Annotated in this window: 13 protein-coding genes; 4 read left to right on the top strand and 9 right to left on the bottom strand. The window is 33.6% G+C overall.

From position 1 onward, the window contains the following. Window positions 1–23 precede the first annotated feature (23 nt). Window positions 24–956 carry a 1-phosphofructokinase family hexose kinase gene (locus tag ACNQGX_RS06190; RefSeq protein ID WP_417975025.1) on the bottom strand — a complete coding sequence of 311 codons (933 nt, stop codon included), beginning with the start codon at window positions 954–956 and terminating at the stop codon, window positions 24–26. 151 nt (window positions 957–1,107) lie between these two features. On the opposite strand from ACNQGX_RS06190, the gene thiL reads away from it, so the two are divergent. Next, the gene (thiL, locus tag ACNQGX_RS06185) at window positions 1,108–2,154 is read left to right on the top strand and encodes a thiamine-phosphate kinase (RefSeq protein ID WP_417975104.1); all 1,047 of its coding nucleotides are present in this window, start codon (window positions 1,108–1,110) and stop codon (window positions 2,152–2,154) included. A gap of 60 nt (window positions 2,155–2,214) precedes the next feature. Here thiL and ACNQGX_RS06180 read toward each other — a convergent pair whose 3' ends face one another. The 4 genes from ACNQGX_RS06180 to ACNQGX_RS06165 all read right to left on the bottom strand — a co-directional run bounded on the left by ACNQGX_RS06180 (window position 2,215) and on the right by ACNQGX_RS06165 (window position 6,229). Next, entirely contained in the window at window positions 2,215–2,910 is a 696-nt protein-coding gene (locus ACNQGX_RS06180; protein ID WP_417975023.1) for a response regulator, read from the bottom strand. Window positions 2,911–2,912: 2 nt separating this feature from the next. Beyond that, window positions 2,913–4,928, bottom strand: a complete 2,016-nt coding sequence (locus ACNQGX_RS06175) for a tetratricopeptide repeat-containing sensor histidine kinase (RefSeq protein ID WP_417975021.1) — start codon at window positions 4,926–4,928, stop codon at window positions 2,913–2,915. Window positions 4,929–5,055: 127 nt separating this feature from the next. Continuing rightward, window positions 5,056–5,241 (bottom strand): hypothetical protein, encoded by a 186-nt coding sequence (locus ACNQGX_RS06170; RefSeq protein WP_417975019.1) that lies wholly within the window; start codon window positions 5,239–5,241, stop codon window positions 5,056–5,058. A 175-nt stretch (window positions 5,242–5,416) separates the two neighbouring features. Next, window positions 5,417–6,229 carry a LytR/AlgR family response regulator transcription factor gene (locus ACNQGX_RS06165; RefSeq protein WP_417975017.1) on the bottom strand — a complete coding sequence of 271 codons (813 nt, stop codon included), beginning with the start codon at window positions 6,227–6,229 and terminating at the stop codon, window positions 5,417–5,419. 466 nt (window positions 6,230–6,695) lie between these two features. Between ACNQGX_RS06165 and ACNQGX_RS06160 the strand changes: the two genes are divergently transcribed. Further along, entirely contained in the window at window positions 6,696–7,229 is a 534-nt protein-coding gene (locus ACNQGX_RS06160) for a DUF3575 domain-containing protein (protein ID WP_417975015.1), read from the top strand. A gap of 72 nt (window positions 7,230–7,301) precedes the next feature. On the opposite strand, the gene ACNQGX_RS06155 is transcribed toward ACNQGX_RS06160, so the two are convergent. Further along, on the bottom strand, window positions 7,302–8,843 hold the full coding sequence (locus ACNQGX_RS06155) for a glycine--tRNA ligase (RefSeq protein WP_417975013.1): 1,542 nt from the start codon (window positions 8,841–8,843) through the stop codon (window positions 7,302–7,304). A 97-nt stretch (window positions 8,844–8,940) separates the two neighbouring features. Here ACNQGX_RS06155 and ACNQGX_RS06150 point away from each other — a divergent pair, with 97 nt between their 5' ends. Next, on the top strand, window positions 8,941–9,624 hold the full coding sequence (locus tag ACNQGX_RS06150; RefSeq protein WP_417975011.1) for a ComF family protein: 684 nt from the start codon (window positions 8,941–8,943) through the stop codon (window positions 9,622–9,624). Between the two features lie 333 nt (window positions 9,625–9,957). After that, entirely contained in the window at window positions 9,958–10,566 is a 609-nt protein-coding gene (locus ACNQGX_RS06145) for a superoxide dismutase (protein WP_417975009.1), read from the top strand. Window positions 10,567–10,848: 282 nt separating this feature from the next. On the opposite strand, the gene ACNQGX_RS06140 is transcribed toward ACNQGX_RS06145, so the two are convergent. The 3 genes from ACNQGX_RS06140 to rnhA all read right to left on the bottom strand — a co-directional run bounded on the left by ACNQGX_RS06140 (window position 10,849) and on the right by rnhA (window position 14,387). Next, window positions 10,849–12,747 carry an amidophosphoribosyltransferase gene (locus tag ACNQGX_RS06140; protein ID WP_131914771.1) on the bottom strand — a complete coding sequence of 633 codons (1,899 nt, stop codon included), beginning with the start codon at window positions 12,745–12,747 and terminating at the stop codon, window positions 10,849–10,851. A 130-nt stretch (window positions 12,748–12,877) separates the two neighbouring features. Beyond that, window positions 12,878–13,801: a PfkB family carbohydrate kinase gene (locus ACNQGX_RS06135; protein WP_417975006.1), complete on the bottom strand. Its 924-nt coding sequence runs from the start codon at window positions 13,799–13,801 to the stop codon at window positions 12,878–12,880. A 106-nt stretch (window positions 13,802–13,907) separates the two neighbouring features. Beyond that, window positions 13,908–14,387 (bottom strand): ribonuclease HI, encoded by a 480-nt coding sequence (rnhA, locus tag ACNQGX_RS06130; RefSeq protein WP_417975004.1) that lies wholly within the window; start codon window positions 14,385–14,387, stop codon window positions 13,908–13,910. Between the last annotated feature and the right edge of the window lie 27 nt (window positions 14,388–14,414).

Genomic DNA, 14,414 nt, shown 5'->3' with positions numbered 1-14,414 from the left:
AGTAGTAATTTTATTTATGATTTTTATTTATCCTTCAACCAATCAAATAAACGTTGTGCATCTGCGCCTTTAAATAATTGTGTTCCTTCATTCATCGTTGCCGCTGATCCGCAGGCCACACCCCAACGGATTACTTCTTTCAGGCTTTTGTTTTGCGAAAGTGCCCAAACCATTCCCCCCACCATACTGTCTCCGGCCCCCACGGTACTTTTTTTGGCTACATGAGGAGCTGGAACAAATTCGTAATTATCTTTTGTTACCAATACCGCACCTTGCGGGCCAAGAGAAACAACAACAATTTCGGCGCCGCCTTTGGTGATGATTTGTTTGGCCGCTTTATTTACTTCTTCCAGTTCGAGACGTTCCACACCAATGAGTTTTGCAAGCTCCCCAACATTGGGTTTTATCATATAAACACCTGTTTCCAATACCTTTTTTAGTGCTTCTCCTGAAGTATCTACAATCATTTTTGAGTTTGATTCTTTTGCTATTTCAGCAATTTTTTGGTAAAAATCAATCGATAAATCTTTATTCAATCCCCCACTGACAACCAGAAATTTAGGTTTCAGTTCTCGAATGACTTGAATGATCTCCTCTTTTTCAGCAGATGAAATGGCTGGTCCCGGAAAACTAAAACGATATTGAGAATTCGTATTATCATCAACTGCCACGAAGCTTTCTCTTGTCCAGCTTTGAATTTCGATAGCTTTATACGCTATCGATTCCTTACTTACAAAATCTTCAAGCATTTTACCTGTTGGACCGCCAGAAGTGAATACCGCTAAAGAAGTTCCTCCTAAACGAGAAATTGCTTTAGACACATTGATTCCTCCACCTCCGGCATCATAACGCGGTTCTTCACATCGAATTTTTTGCTCAGGCACCAATCCGGAAAAATGAGCACTTTTGTCCAAAGCAGGATTAACTGTAAGGGTAACTATATCAAATGATTTCATTTTACACGATTTAACTACCTAAAGGTGCGATAAAATTTGGAAAAAATGGTGCAAACCAAGGCGAATATTTCTTCGTATATTTGTAACCAAATAAACTTTTTTTAAATTAAAATAAGTGAATGAAGCGATTGCTTCGTTCCTCGCAACAATCATGATCGAAGATAAAACCCCACAACGCACAAGTATTGCCCAATTAGGAGAATTTGGATTGATAGACCATTTGACAAAAAACTTTGAAATCAACCAACCTTCTACTTTAAAGGGAATTGGGGATGATGCAGCTGTTTTGGATTTCAAAGATAAAAAAGTAGTTGTTTCTACCGATTTATTGATTGAAGGCGTGCATTTTGATTTGGCCTACATGCCCTTAAAACATTTAGGTTATAAAGCAGTCGTAGTCAATGTTTCTGACATTTGTGCGATGAATGCCAAACCAACGCAAATCACGGTTTCAATAGCTGTTTCTAATCGTTTTCCTTTGGAAGCATTAGACGAATTATTTGCGGGAATAACACATGCAGCCCGTGAATATAATGTAGATGTTATAGGTGGTGACACTACCTCATCACAAAAAGGTTTAATCATTAGTATTACCGCAATCGGAGAAGCAGATGAAGAGGAGATCGTTTATAGAAATGGCGCCAAACAAACGGATTTATTAGTGGTTACTGGTGATATTGGCGCAGCTTACATGGGATTGCAAGTTTTAGAAAGAGAAAAACAAGTGTTTCAGGTGAACCCAAATTCACAACCTGATTTAGATGCCTATACGTATTTAATCGAGCGTCAATTGAAGCCAGAAGCCAGAAAAGATGTTCGTACTTTATTGCACGCTTTAGAAATAAAACCAACTTCAATGATTGATATCTCTGATGGATTGTCATCGGAAATTATGCATTTGTGTAAACAATCAAAAGTGGGTTGTAATTTATATGAAGACAAATTACCTATTGATCCTCAATTCATTAATGTTTGTGAAGAATTCAACATCGACAGTACAACAGTGGCAATAAACGGAGGAGAAGATTATGAATTACTCTTCACCATTGCCATGGAAGATTTCGAAAAAATCAAAGGGAATCCAAATTTCACCATTATTGGTCATATGACACAAGAAAGTGAAGGTATTCATTTAGTAACTCGAGCCAATACAAAAATTGCTTTAAAAGCGCGTGGTTGGGATGCTTTAACTCAATAAAACTTCTTTAAAAACAAAAAAACGACACTTTAAAAATGTCGTTTTTTTGTTTAATAAAATTTAAAAAAGTAAGCCTTTATTTTTTGCCTCTCGGATTAAGTCGACATCACTGCCATCCTCTATTTTTAATAGTTCTTTTAATTTTATTTTCCTGCTTTCAATTGCCCCTAATGAAATTGGAATGTATTGCGGGATATCATTTAACTTAGTTCCTTTAGACAAATGAAATAAAATTTGTTTGTCAAATTGGTCAATTTCTATAGTATCTTTTTCAGACAAGTCTAACATTTTCAAAACTGATTCACTATAATATGTTTCATCTTTTATAACTTTATCAAAAGCAAAAAGCAATTCATCAAATGTCAAATCATTTTTTATAACCAAACCACTTGGGTTAATTGTTTTGATAATGGTCTTTATTTTCAACAATTCAGTATACATCGTTAGCAAAATAATTTTGCAACTGGGCATGTATTCAGAAATCAATCTTGCCAAATCCTCGCCGTTATAAATATCTTTTTCTTCATAAGAAGGCATACTAATATCTAAAAAAGCAATATCAAAAGCTATAGTATCGGGATTTGTAATGATATTATATGCCGATTCGCAATCTTTGGCCTGACTAATTAAAAATTCAAATTCTTGAGGATTATATCTTGTAATCGCATTTTTGTATCCTTCAATAATAAAAGGGTGATCATCAACGATTAATATATTATTTTTAGTTGTTGTCTTTACATCTGAGGCAATTGTCATTTCTATGTAAGTATTTGTTTGTTTTCAAATGGAACTGCAATCGTAATAATTGTTCCATTTCCTTTTTTTGATTTTATGTCAACCGTTCCATTGCATTCTATGGTACGAGATTGTATATTTTGCAAACCAATGCCCTTTTTCGATTTATTTACATCAAATCCATTACCATCATCACTTATGGTTAAAAATAAATCTTCCTCAATTTTTTTAAGTTCTACTTTAATAGTATTTGCTTCAGCATACTTATTAATGTTTTGAAGTGACTCTTGAATAATCCTGTATAAATTTATTTTAATCGAATTGCTTAACAACTCCCATTTTATGGTTCTGTCAATACTTGTAAATAATTTAGGCTTGAACGTCTTTTTCTGTTCTTCAAGTAAATTATCTACAATAGCAACGAAGTTATTAATTAATTCTGATTTTTCTCTATTTAAATCATGGGAAATTTCACGAATATCCTGCTCAATGCTTTTCAACTCTGTTAAGTAGTTGTTCCTTTTTTCAACAGCAGTTCCGTCGTGAATTTTATTTAAACTATCTAAGTTCATTCGAATACCAAACATTCTCCCCAAAACTCCATCGTGCAATTCCTGAGCCACTCTTTTTTTCTCCTTAATTCTAATCCCCTCAATGGTATTCTGTTGCGAAATCATTAGATTGTAAATTTCTTCATTCACCTTTTGTTGTTCTTGTTTGAACAATAATTCTCTATTTTTAGTTTTTTGAGCTTTAATCACAAAAGTAAACAACCCCAACATCGCTAATCCACTGAAAATATAAACTAAATTCCTGTTTTGTACTACTAAATCTGTATTTTCACTTTTAATTTCTTCTGTTTCGAACTCTATACGGGTGAATTTATTACCCATTTTTCGTTCAGATTTTTGTAGTTTCTCGCTAACTTGAATATATTCGTTTGCATAAATTTCAGCGTTTTGAGGCTCTATAATAGATAATTGCTTTAGCGAATTTAAAACATTTCGATAATTGTTTGACTTTTGAGATAATTCAAGAGCTTGTTTGGCAAACTGACTTGCTTGTACTCTATCATTTTTTGAAATAAAGTATTCAGATAAATTTATTTTACTTGCAATGACACCCGCCGTAAGTTGTAAACTATCTCTGATTTTTAATGATTTAAAAAACAAATCTGGCATGTCTTGCTTATCGCCCAGCTTAAATTTAGAATACGCTAAATTATTTAACAACATGGCGTATAATGATGGCTTATCTTTAGATACATTTTTCTCTTCTAATCCTCTCTGAAAATATATTTTCGCCTGCTTGTAGTTTTGTCTTTTAAGATAAGTATAGCCAATATTATTATAAGAAGTCGCTTCTGATTGAAAAACAGATGGAATTATTTTATCAATACTGGTTAAAGCTTTATTATGATAAGCCATTGCATTGTTATAATCCTCTAACTCATTGTAAATCAATCCTAATAAATTGTAGGCATCATACAAAATGTCGCTTTGATTTGTGTCCTTTATAATCTTTAAAACTTTAGAAGTCGCTTTTTCAGCCCCTAAAAAATCACTTTGATTGAATTGTAGGTTTGCTTTTTTTATAATTGTTTTTGCTAAATTACTGTTGTCATTTAAATCAGCATACATTTCTTCTGCTTTGTGATAGTAAGTAAACGAACTATCTGGAATTGCCTGAGATTCATAATAATCCCCTAAATAAATATAACCTTTTGCAAGACTAAAAGTATCTTGCTTTATTTCTGATTTTTTTAAAACAAGATGTACCGTTTTTTTATATTCTTTCCAATTGTCTAGATTATAATACCTATTGGCAATTTTAAATAAATTAGTCCTATAAAGTGAATCATTCTCTTGAGAGATTATGATTTTTACGGCCTTATCAATGTACTGTACTCTTTGCTTATTAGATAAATCAAAATCATTTGCCATAATTAAATAGCTTAACAGACTGTCTTTTTGAATACTATCACTAGTTTCAGCAGTCTTTTTGGGCGTACAACCAAAAAAAACAAATAGGGTTAACAATAATATGCTATTAAAATATTTCACTTATAATATCTAATTTTATCAAAAATAACAAAATAAAATTAGTACCATAAAAAAAGGCTGTCAAATTTCTTTGATAGCCTTTTAAATTTATATGAGAAGTTTGTTAATCTACTTTCTTATTCCCCGCACTTGTTGAACCATTCCCAGCAAGATTTAATTGTACATTTTCAATTGTGAAAACTTCTGCTTTATCATTTTTTGTTGTTGAAGTAATTCCTTCATTTGAAGTAAAAGAGGTTAATACCATCACTAAAGAGAATAATCCGATTGTTAAGATTGCTTTTTTCATAATTTGGGTTTTATATTGTTGTTTTGTTTTGACTTACTTTAGAATCACGTTTACACGGAATTCTTTAGTAAAACTACACAGACAACTTCAAAAAATCCTACAGAAAAAGGCGTTTATGGTAGAATACAGCCATTTGATAGTGAATGACCATCAAATTAAAGTGAATGACTGTTTTTTAAATTTCCAGATAATTTCCATTGGAAAAATCAGAAATAATAAGGTCAATATTTACCTTATAGGATTTGGAGAAGGGGAGTTTTACGGCGCTGTTTTTAATATAACACACTGAATTTCCACTATGAATTCTGGAAATATAATTACGGTTTACGATATAACTGTTATGAATTCTAATAAAAGGAAAAGACAAAACTCCTTCAAAATGCTTCAATGTTTTGAAAGCAGTTATCATTTCACCATTATTCAGGTATATATCCGTAGAATTATTATCGGCTTGGAAATAGCAAATATCTTTGGCAGCAATGTACCTGTAATCACCATAGGATTTGATACACAGAATAAGAGATTGGTCTTGATTTGGCGTTTCTTGTCTGATTAAAACTGTTGGTTTTTCATCAATAACTGACGATTGTTCTAAAAAAACTTCTTTTGGAACAATCGATTTATTCAATTTTAAAATTGATTTTATAACATCAATCCGTACCAGTGGTTTTAATAAATAATCGAAAACCTCATATTTTAAAGCCTCAAAAGCCAAATCTTTTTTGGCCGTTGTTACAATAATTTTAGGGATCACTTTCAAATACCTGTGCAGCTCATTAATAAGAGCCAGCGACAAATTACTGGCTGGATTTGCCGGATCGATTTCCAGAAAAACGAGTTGCGGAGTATGTTCTAATATGAGATTTAAACCCTCTTCATAATTATTAGCCGATGCTACAAAATCGAGCTCTGAAAAACTATCAGCCATGGCTTTTGTTTTCAAAACACTTTCTTGATCGTCGTCAATAATAATGTACGAATAATTCATCGATGGTTTTTACTGGAATTGTTAGGTATTGTCAAATATCCAAAGCAAAATACACTTCAAATTATTAAGTAATAACGGTAGTTTTGGGAAACTAATTAAACAAAAAAATTTTATTTAACATTCTAAAAATAAGCATTTAACCCATTTTGCACGGGTGTTGTTAATATGTTTTTAACAAATGTTGATACATTAAGATGAAATGCAAATAAATCCGTTGAAGAGCATTGTTGCTTTTTTAAAAGAAATTAAATTCTCAATTCATTCCTTCAATTGTGCATTAAAAATATTTCATGTGAATACAGAAACAAAAAATTTAGCAGGGGAAAGCCTTTACTCGTTTTCACTAAAGGAAAAGAAAACATCTTTATTAACCTATAAATATTTTGTCCGAATTAACCAACATAAATTAAGTTTGAAAATATATATTTTACAAATTTATCTTACTTTTGCACAAAAAACTAATGTTATGAAAAAACTATTTGTTATAATGTGCTTATCTTCTTTTTTATTTGGCTTTAGCCAAGAAAAAGAAACAACCGATTTCAAAAAAAATGAATTAAAAGGAAATGCACTTATGCTAGTTGCTGGAGCTGTAGAATTCACCTATGAGCGATTGCTTAACGAAGAATCCGGAGCTGGAGTCTCCTTATTTTTTTCTTATGATGAAGATGTTTACACTAAGTTTAGCCTGACACCTTATTATCGTTTTTATTTTGGAAAAAAACCAGCCGCCGGATTTTTTGCTGAAGGTTTTGGAATGCTAAACACGTATCAAGGCGAAACTTATTATTATAATAACGGAATGAGTACAACTATAAAAGAAGAGCAAATCACCGATTTCGCACTTGGTTTTGGCTTAGGAGGAAAATGGGTGACCAAAAAGGGATTTGTATTTGAATTAAATGCCGGAGTTGGAAGAAATTTATTCAATGAAAAAAGCAATGATTACGACCAAAAAATTGTAGGCCGTGGTGGAATTACACTTGGCTATCGATTTTAAAAAACACAAAAGGCTTCTCAATCGAGAAGCCTTTGTTTATTCAATAAACGATTAAGCAAATAACCGAATCTACTACATTTTCATCAACCAGTTTTTCATTGAAACTTCATTCTCGATGATCAATTTTAAGTCGGCAATGTTTACACGGTCTTGTTTCATTGTATCTCTATGACGAATCGTTACCGTTTGATCTTCGATAGTTTGATGATCTACGGTAATACAGAAAGGAGTTCCTAATGCATCTTGTCTTCTGTAACGTCTTCCTACCGCATCTTTTTCATCATACGCCACATTGAAATCCCAGCGCAAATCGTCAATGATTTTATGTGCAATTTCCGGCAATCCATCTTTTTTAACCAATGGTAAAATTGCCGCTTTAGTTGGAGCCAGAACTGAAGGTAATTTCAGCACTGTTCTTGTAGAACCATCTTCTAAAGTTTCTTCTTTTAATGAAGTTGCGAAAACTGCCAAAAACATTCTATCTAATCCTACTGAAGTTTCCACTACATAAGGAACGTAATTCTGGTTCAATTCAGCATCAAAATACTGCAATTTTCTACCGGAGAACTGTTCGTGTGCTTTCAAATCAAAATCGGTACGAGAGTGAATTCCTTCCAATTCTTTGAATCCAAAAGGGAAGTTAAATTCAATATCAGCAGCTGCGTTCGCATAATGGGCTAATTTTTCGTGATCGTGAAAACGGTAATTTGCTGCCCCTAAACCAAGTGACAAATGCCAATTTAGTCTAGCTGTTTTCCAATGTTCGTACCATCTCATTTCATCGCCTGGACGCACAAAAAATTGCATTTCCATTTGTTCAAACTCACGCATACGGAAAATAAATTGTCTCGCAACAATTTCATTTCTAAACGCTTTTCCGGTTTGCGCAATTCCAAAAGGAACCTTCATTCTTCCTGATTTTTGTACATTCAAGAAGTTAACAAAAATACCTTGCGCCGTTTCCGGACGCAAATATAAATCCATTGCTGAATCAGCTGAAGCTCCAAGTTTTGTTCCAAACATCAAGTTGAATTGACGCACTTCAGTCCAATTTCTGGAACCAGATTCCGGACAAGCAATTTCTAATTCTTCGATTAATGCTTTTACATCTTCCAAATCTTCGTTACCAAGAGAGCGAGCCATTCTTTCCAGAATTTCTCTTTCTTTGGCTTTGTACTCCATCACACGGGCATTTGTAGTTACAAATTCCTGTTCGTTGAAAGCATCTCCAAAACGAGCTCGCGCTTTTTCGATTTCTTTGATTGCTTTTTGATTTAGCTTTTCGGCATAATCTTCAATCAAAACATCGGCTCTATATCTTCTTTTCGAATCTTTGTTATCAATCAATGGATCATTGAAAGCGTCTACGTGACCTGATGCTTTCCAAGTGGTTGGGTGCATCAATATTGCCGCGTCAAGGCCAACAATGTTATCGTTCATTTGAACCATTGCTTTCCACCAATATTCGCGTATGTTCTTTTTTAATTCTACTCCGTTTTGTGCATAATCATAGACTGCACTTAAACCATCGTATATTTCGCTTGACGGAAAAATAAATCCGTATTCTTTTGCGTGCGAAATTACATTCTTAAATAAATCTTCTTGTTTTGCCATAATGATGCAAAAATATAAAAAGTGAACTTAAAAAAAAGAAAATTGTTAAAGATTGAAGCATTGATTTGTCTATTTTTATAAATAAATCCCTGATTACATGTTTGAAAGCATTATAAATCTCTTTTTTCCAAAAGTCTGTTCCGGTTGCAGCTCCTTTTTATTGACCAATGAAAATGTAATTTGTACGGTTTGCAGACACGATATTCCACTGACGAATCATCATTTGAATCCAGAGAATGATGCTTTCAAAAAATTTTACGGACGAATTCCTGTACTTCATACCTCGGCATTATTTTATTTTCATAAAAAAGGAATCGTACAAGAACTCATTCATAATTTAAAATACAAAGGACACGAGGAAATAGGAACAATTCTTGGCGAATGGTACGCTGAAGATTTGAAAAAAATAGCACCATTACAATCTGTTGATGAAATTATTCCAGTTCCATTACACCGAAAAAAGTTAAAAAAAAGAGGATACAATCAAGTTAGCACTTTTGGAAAAGCACTTTCTTCGAGTTTAAATATAGATTATAATGATTCGCTGTTGATTCGGAATGTGTATTCAAAAACGCAATCCAAGAAAAACTTATCAGGAAGAACAGAAGGAATCGAAACCATTTTTGATGTTGTGTTTACTGAAAAAGACCACAATAAACATTTCCTTTTAATTGATGATGTTATTACAACCGGAGCTACATTAGAAGCCTGTTCGCGCGCTTTACTAAAAATTCCCGGTTCAAAAATTAGTATTATTTGTATAGCGATGGCGCAATCGTAATTTGGAAATTTCGGTTCTAAAACTTGTATTTAAAACAGAATGGTAATTTAAAACACAGTGGTTTTTTAGCCCTGATTACTTCACCTAACTTTTATTCTCATAGGAGTTCAGTGAACTTCGTTTGAAGTGGAAATCCTTTTTATCAGCCTTTTCGGCGGATAAAAAGATTGCAGCGTCCCTATAGAATAGCTCCTGAAAACAAGTCTGTTACAACTCCAAAGAGCACACTATCAATTAATTTAATGAAATTATAACGAAATAGAATTTCCGTTTCCAAAGTTTAATGTTTAAATTTGAATAAAAATATTTATAAATCATTTAAACAATCATATTATGGCTTTTGAATTACCACAATTACCTTATGCGTATGACGCATTAGAACCTTATATTGATGCGCGTACAATGGAAATTCACCATTCTAAACATCACAATGCTTATACTACCAATCTTAATGCAGCTATTGTTGGAACGGATATGGAAGGTAAGACGATTGAAAATATTTTGATTAATCTTGACCTAAAAAACGCTGCTGTTCGTAACAATGGTGGTGGATTTTACAACCATAACTTGTTTTGGACCGTAATGACGCCAAACGGTGGTGGACTTCCAACTGGTGATTTATTAGTTGCTATTGAAGCTGCTTTTGGAACTTTTGAAGAGTTTAAAGCAAAATTCAGCAAAGCGGGAATTACGCAATTTGGTTCTGGATGGGCTTGGCTTTGTGTTCATAAAGGTGGAAAAGTAGATGTTTGCGGTACTCCAAACCAAGATAATCCATTAATGCCAGGTGTAGGTTGTGGCGGAACTCCAATTTTAGGAATGGATGTTTGGGAACATGCTTACTATTTGCATTATCAAAACAGAAGACCTGATTATATCGAAGCTTTTTTCAATGTAATCAACTGGACGGAAGTAGCAAGAAGATTCGCTTTAGAGAAATAGTTTAAGAAGTTAAAGGTTAAAGTAAAAGGTTAGAAGTTGGGGGTTAAGAGGTTTTATATTGCTTTTGCAATTTCGTACTTCTAACCTTTAACTTCTAACTTTTTTTATTGACTTTATTCCAATAAAAAAGGTGGAATTTCTTCCACCCTTTTTGCCCCAAATCTACCATAAACTTAACCTACTAATGTTATGGTGATTCAAATTTATATCAGTTCTTGGTTGCCACCAAATAAATTAGACGAACAACTTAGAAAACCGATTAAAAACCCATCATCTGCTATATTAGTATGCTCTGGCATCTTTTCCTTCATAGAAATTCATGAATGCTCGGTTTACTACTCGGTTCCCTCCAGGTGTTGGATAGTCACCGGTAAAGTACCAATCTCCTAAATTTTTAGGACAAGCAATATGCAGATCTTCTACGGTTTGAAAAATAATTTTTACTTCAGCTTTTATCTCAGGAGAACTCAACATTTGTGCAATTTTATCTGAAACCTCTTGTGGTTGAAAAGGCGCATATATTGCTGTTACGTAATTTACGACATCAATGTCCTTGAAGTTTTCTTGTGCTTTACATTTCACATATACTTCGTCAACAATATGGTATAAGTTTCTTTCTTTAAGCAATTCTAATGCTGCTTTGAAAGCCACCAAGCCTTCTAGTTTTGCCATATCAATTCCGTAACAATCCGGATAGCGTATTTGCGGCGCTGATGACACGACAACAATTCGCTTTGGATTCAAACGATCCATCATTTTGATAATACTCATTTTCAAGGTCGTTCCTCGAACAATACTATCATCTATTATTACCAAATTATCTGTTGGCTTTATAACACCATACGTAACATCATATACGTGGGCTACTAAATCATCACGACTGCTATCCTCTGTAATAAAGGTTCTTAATTTAGCGTCTTTAATGGCTACTTTTTCGGTACGGATTTTCACTGAAAGTAATTCCTGCAAAGAATCTTTTGTCAAAGTATCTTTATTTTCCAGAATGTAGTTGTTCTTTCTTTGATTCAAGAAATCTTGCGCTGCTTCAACTAATCCGTAAAATGAAGTCTCGGCCGTATTTGGAATATAAGAGAAAACGGTATTGTCTGTATCTTCGTCTATTGACTTTAAAACGGCAGGCAAAATAAGTTTTCCTAAATTTTTTCTTTCTTGATATATTTCGGCATCACTTCCTCTCGAGAAATAAATTCGCTCAAAAGAACAGGCTTTTTTAACCGTTGGTGGAAGAATTTCCTGCATAGAAACCGTTCCGTTTTTCTTGATGATTAGTGCATTTCCAGGTTCAATTTCTTGAACTTTTTCAAAAGGAACATTAAAAACAGTTTGGATTACCGGTCTTTCTGAAGCCACTACAACTATTTCATCATCTTGATAAAAATAAGCGGGACGAATTCCTGCCGGGTCTCTAAATACAAATGAATCACCATGACCCAGAAGTCCAGCCATAGCATAACCTCCATCTAAATTTTTAGACGCACGAGTCAAAATCTTAGCAACATCCAGTTTTTCAGCAATTACTGGCGATGCTTCTCTTTTTGTCAATCCATTAACTTTACATTCTTGGTACAAATCAGTTACTGCATCATCCAGAAAATGACCGATTTTTTCCATTACTGTAACCGTATCCGCCATTTCTTTTGGATGCTGACCAAGTTCAACTAAACTTTGAAAAAGCTCTTTAACATTAGTCATGTTAAAATTTCCGGCCAAAATCAAGTTTCTGTGCATCCAGTTATTCTGACGTAAAAATGGATGAACACTTTCAATGCTGTTTTTACCAAAAGTTCCATAACGAACATGTCCTAAAAACAATTCTCCTAAATACGGAATTTTCTGTTTTTGAAGCGCTACATCATCCGCATATTCTGGATGAGAAGCCATTTCCTCATTTATTCTGTCATTTATTTGAGCGAAAACATCTTGAATAGGTTGCGCATGATTAGAACGAACTCTACTGATGTAACGTTCTCCCGGCTCCACATCTAGTTTTATGCTTGCAAAACCTGCTCCGTCTTGCCCGCGATTGTGCTGCTTTTCCATAAGAAGATACATTTTTTGTATTCCGTAGAAAGCAGTTCCGTATTTCTCTTTATAAAATTCAAGCGGTTTGAGTAGTCTAATTAAGGCTATACCACACTCGTGTTTTAAAGCATCACTCATTGTAAGGTTGTTTGTGTTGTTGTGTTATTCTAAAAAATAAATTGAACTGATCTAAAAAATCGATAAATCAGATGTAATTCCCTGCTAATTTTATTTAACAAAAAAACCCCGTTTCCGAGGTTTCAGTGCATTATAATTCTATATCGAATTGTGTCAGTGATTTGAATTGTTGTAATCTGGACACAACTTCCTCTTTATCTAAATCAACCATCCTTTCTGTTCCAAATTTTTCCACACTAAATGAAGCTAAATTAGAACCATAAATAACGGCATTTTTCATGTTCTCAAAAGAGATGTTTTCACTCTGCGTTATAAATCCTGCAAATCCACCTGCAAAAGTATCTCCTGCCCCAGTTGGATCAAAAACTTCTTCTAATGGTAATGCTGGCGCAAAAAACACTTCTTTTTCATGAAACAAAAGCGCTCCGTGCTCTCCTTTTTTTATCACCACGTATTCCGGTCCCATTTTATGAATTTTTGCAGCTGCTTTTACCAAAGAATATTCTCCGGAAAGCTGTCTTGCTTCTTCATCATTAATAGTGATTACATCTATACGTTTCATTACATCAAGCAATTCCGGTAAAGCACAATCCATCCAAAAATTCATAGTGTCTAAAACCACTAATTTTGGTTTGCTTTCCATTTGATCCAAAACACTGCTTTGTACCAATGGATGTAGGTTTCCTAACATCACCACATCAGCATTTTTGAAATTTTGAGGCACTTTTGGTTGAAAATCACCCAAAACATTAAGCTCAGTAGCCAATGTATCTCTTGAATTCAAATCATTATGGTAAAGACCACTCCAAAAAAACGTTTTTCCGCCTTTTACTACTTCAAGTCCCGAAATATCAATATTTCTTGCTGTTAATAAATCTAAATATTCTTGTGGAAAATCATCGCCAACTACAGAAACTATGGCAGATTGTAAATTAAAAAAAGAAGCCGAAAGTCCTATATAAGGTGCAGCTCCACCTAAAATTTTATCAGTTTTACCAAAAGGCGTTTCTATGGCATCAAAAGCAACGCTTCCAACAATCAATAATTTATTCATTTATATAGGTTTCGAATTAAGGCGCAAAGATAGTTTATAAGTTGTAAAGTTGCAATGCCTCACAATCGTAAAATTTTCACAATTTATCACACTGAAAAACAGCCATTTACAGTAATTTTTCTTCTTCTTTTTCGTAAAAAGCATCGACTGAAAGCTGCTTTTGCATCGAAGCCATAACGGCTAACTCATCACATCTTTCGTTTTGGACATGATTGTTATGTCCTTTGATCCATTTGAAATCAACTTGGTGTTTTCTATACACCACTAAAAAACGTTTCCACAAGTCGGAATTTTTCCTGTCAACAAATCCTTTTTTTTCCCAGCCTAAAACCCATTTTTTCACCACTGAATCTACCACATACTTAGAATCAGAAACCACTAAAACTCTAGTGTTCGGATTTTTTAATTTTTCGAGACCTACAATCACCCCCAACAATTCCATTCTATTATTGGTAGTTCGACGAAAACCTTCATAGAATTCTTTCTTATACGGTTTTCCTACCCATTCCATTACTACTCCATAACCACCGTTCCCAGGGTTTCCCTTGGCAGCACCATCCGTATATATGTGTACTTCGTGTTCCATTTCAGATTTCTTAGATTTTTAGATTGT

The organism is Flavobacterium glycogeni (assembly GCF_048286775.1).
Lineage (GTDB): Bacteria > Bacteroidota > Bacteroidia > Flavobacteriales > Flavobacteriaceae > Flavobacterium.
The sequence above is the reverse complement of the archived record's forward strand: the minus strand, read 5'-3'. Positions and strand labels throughout refer to the sequence as shown.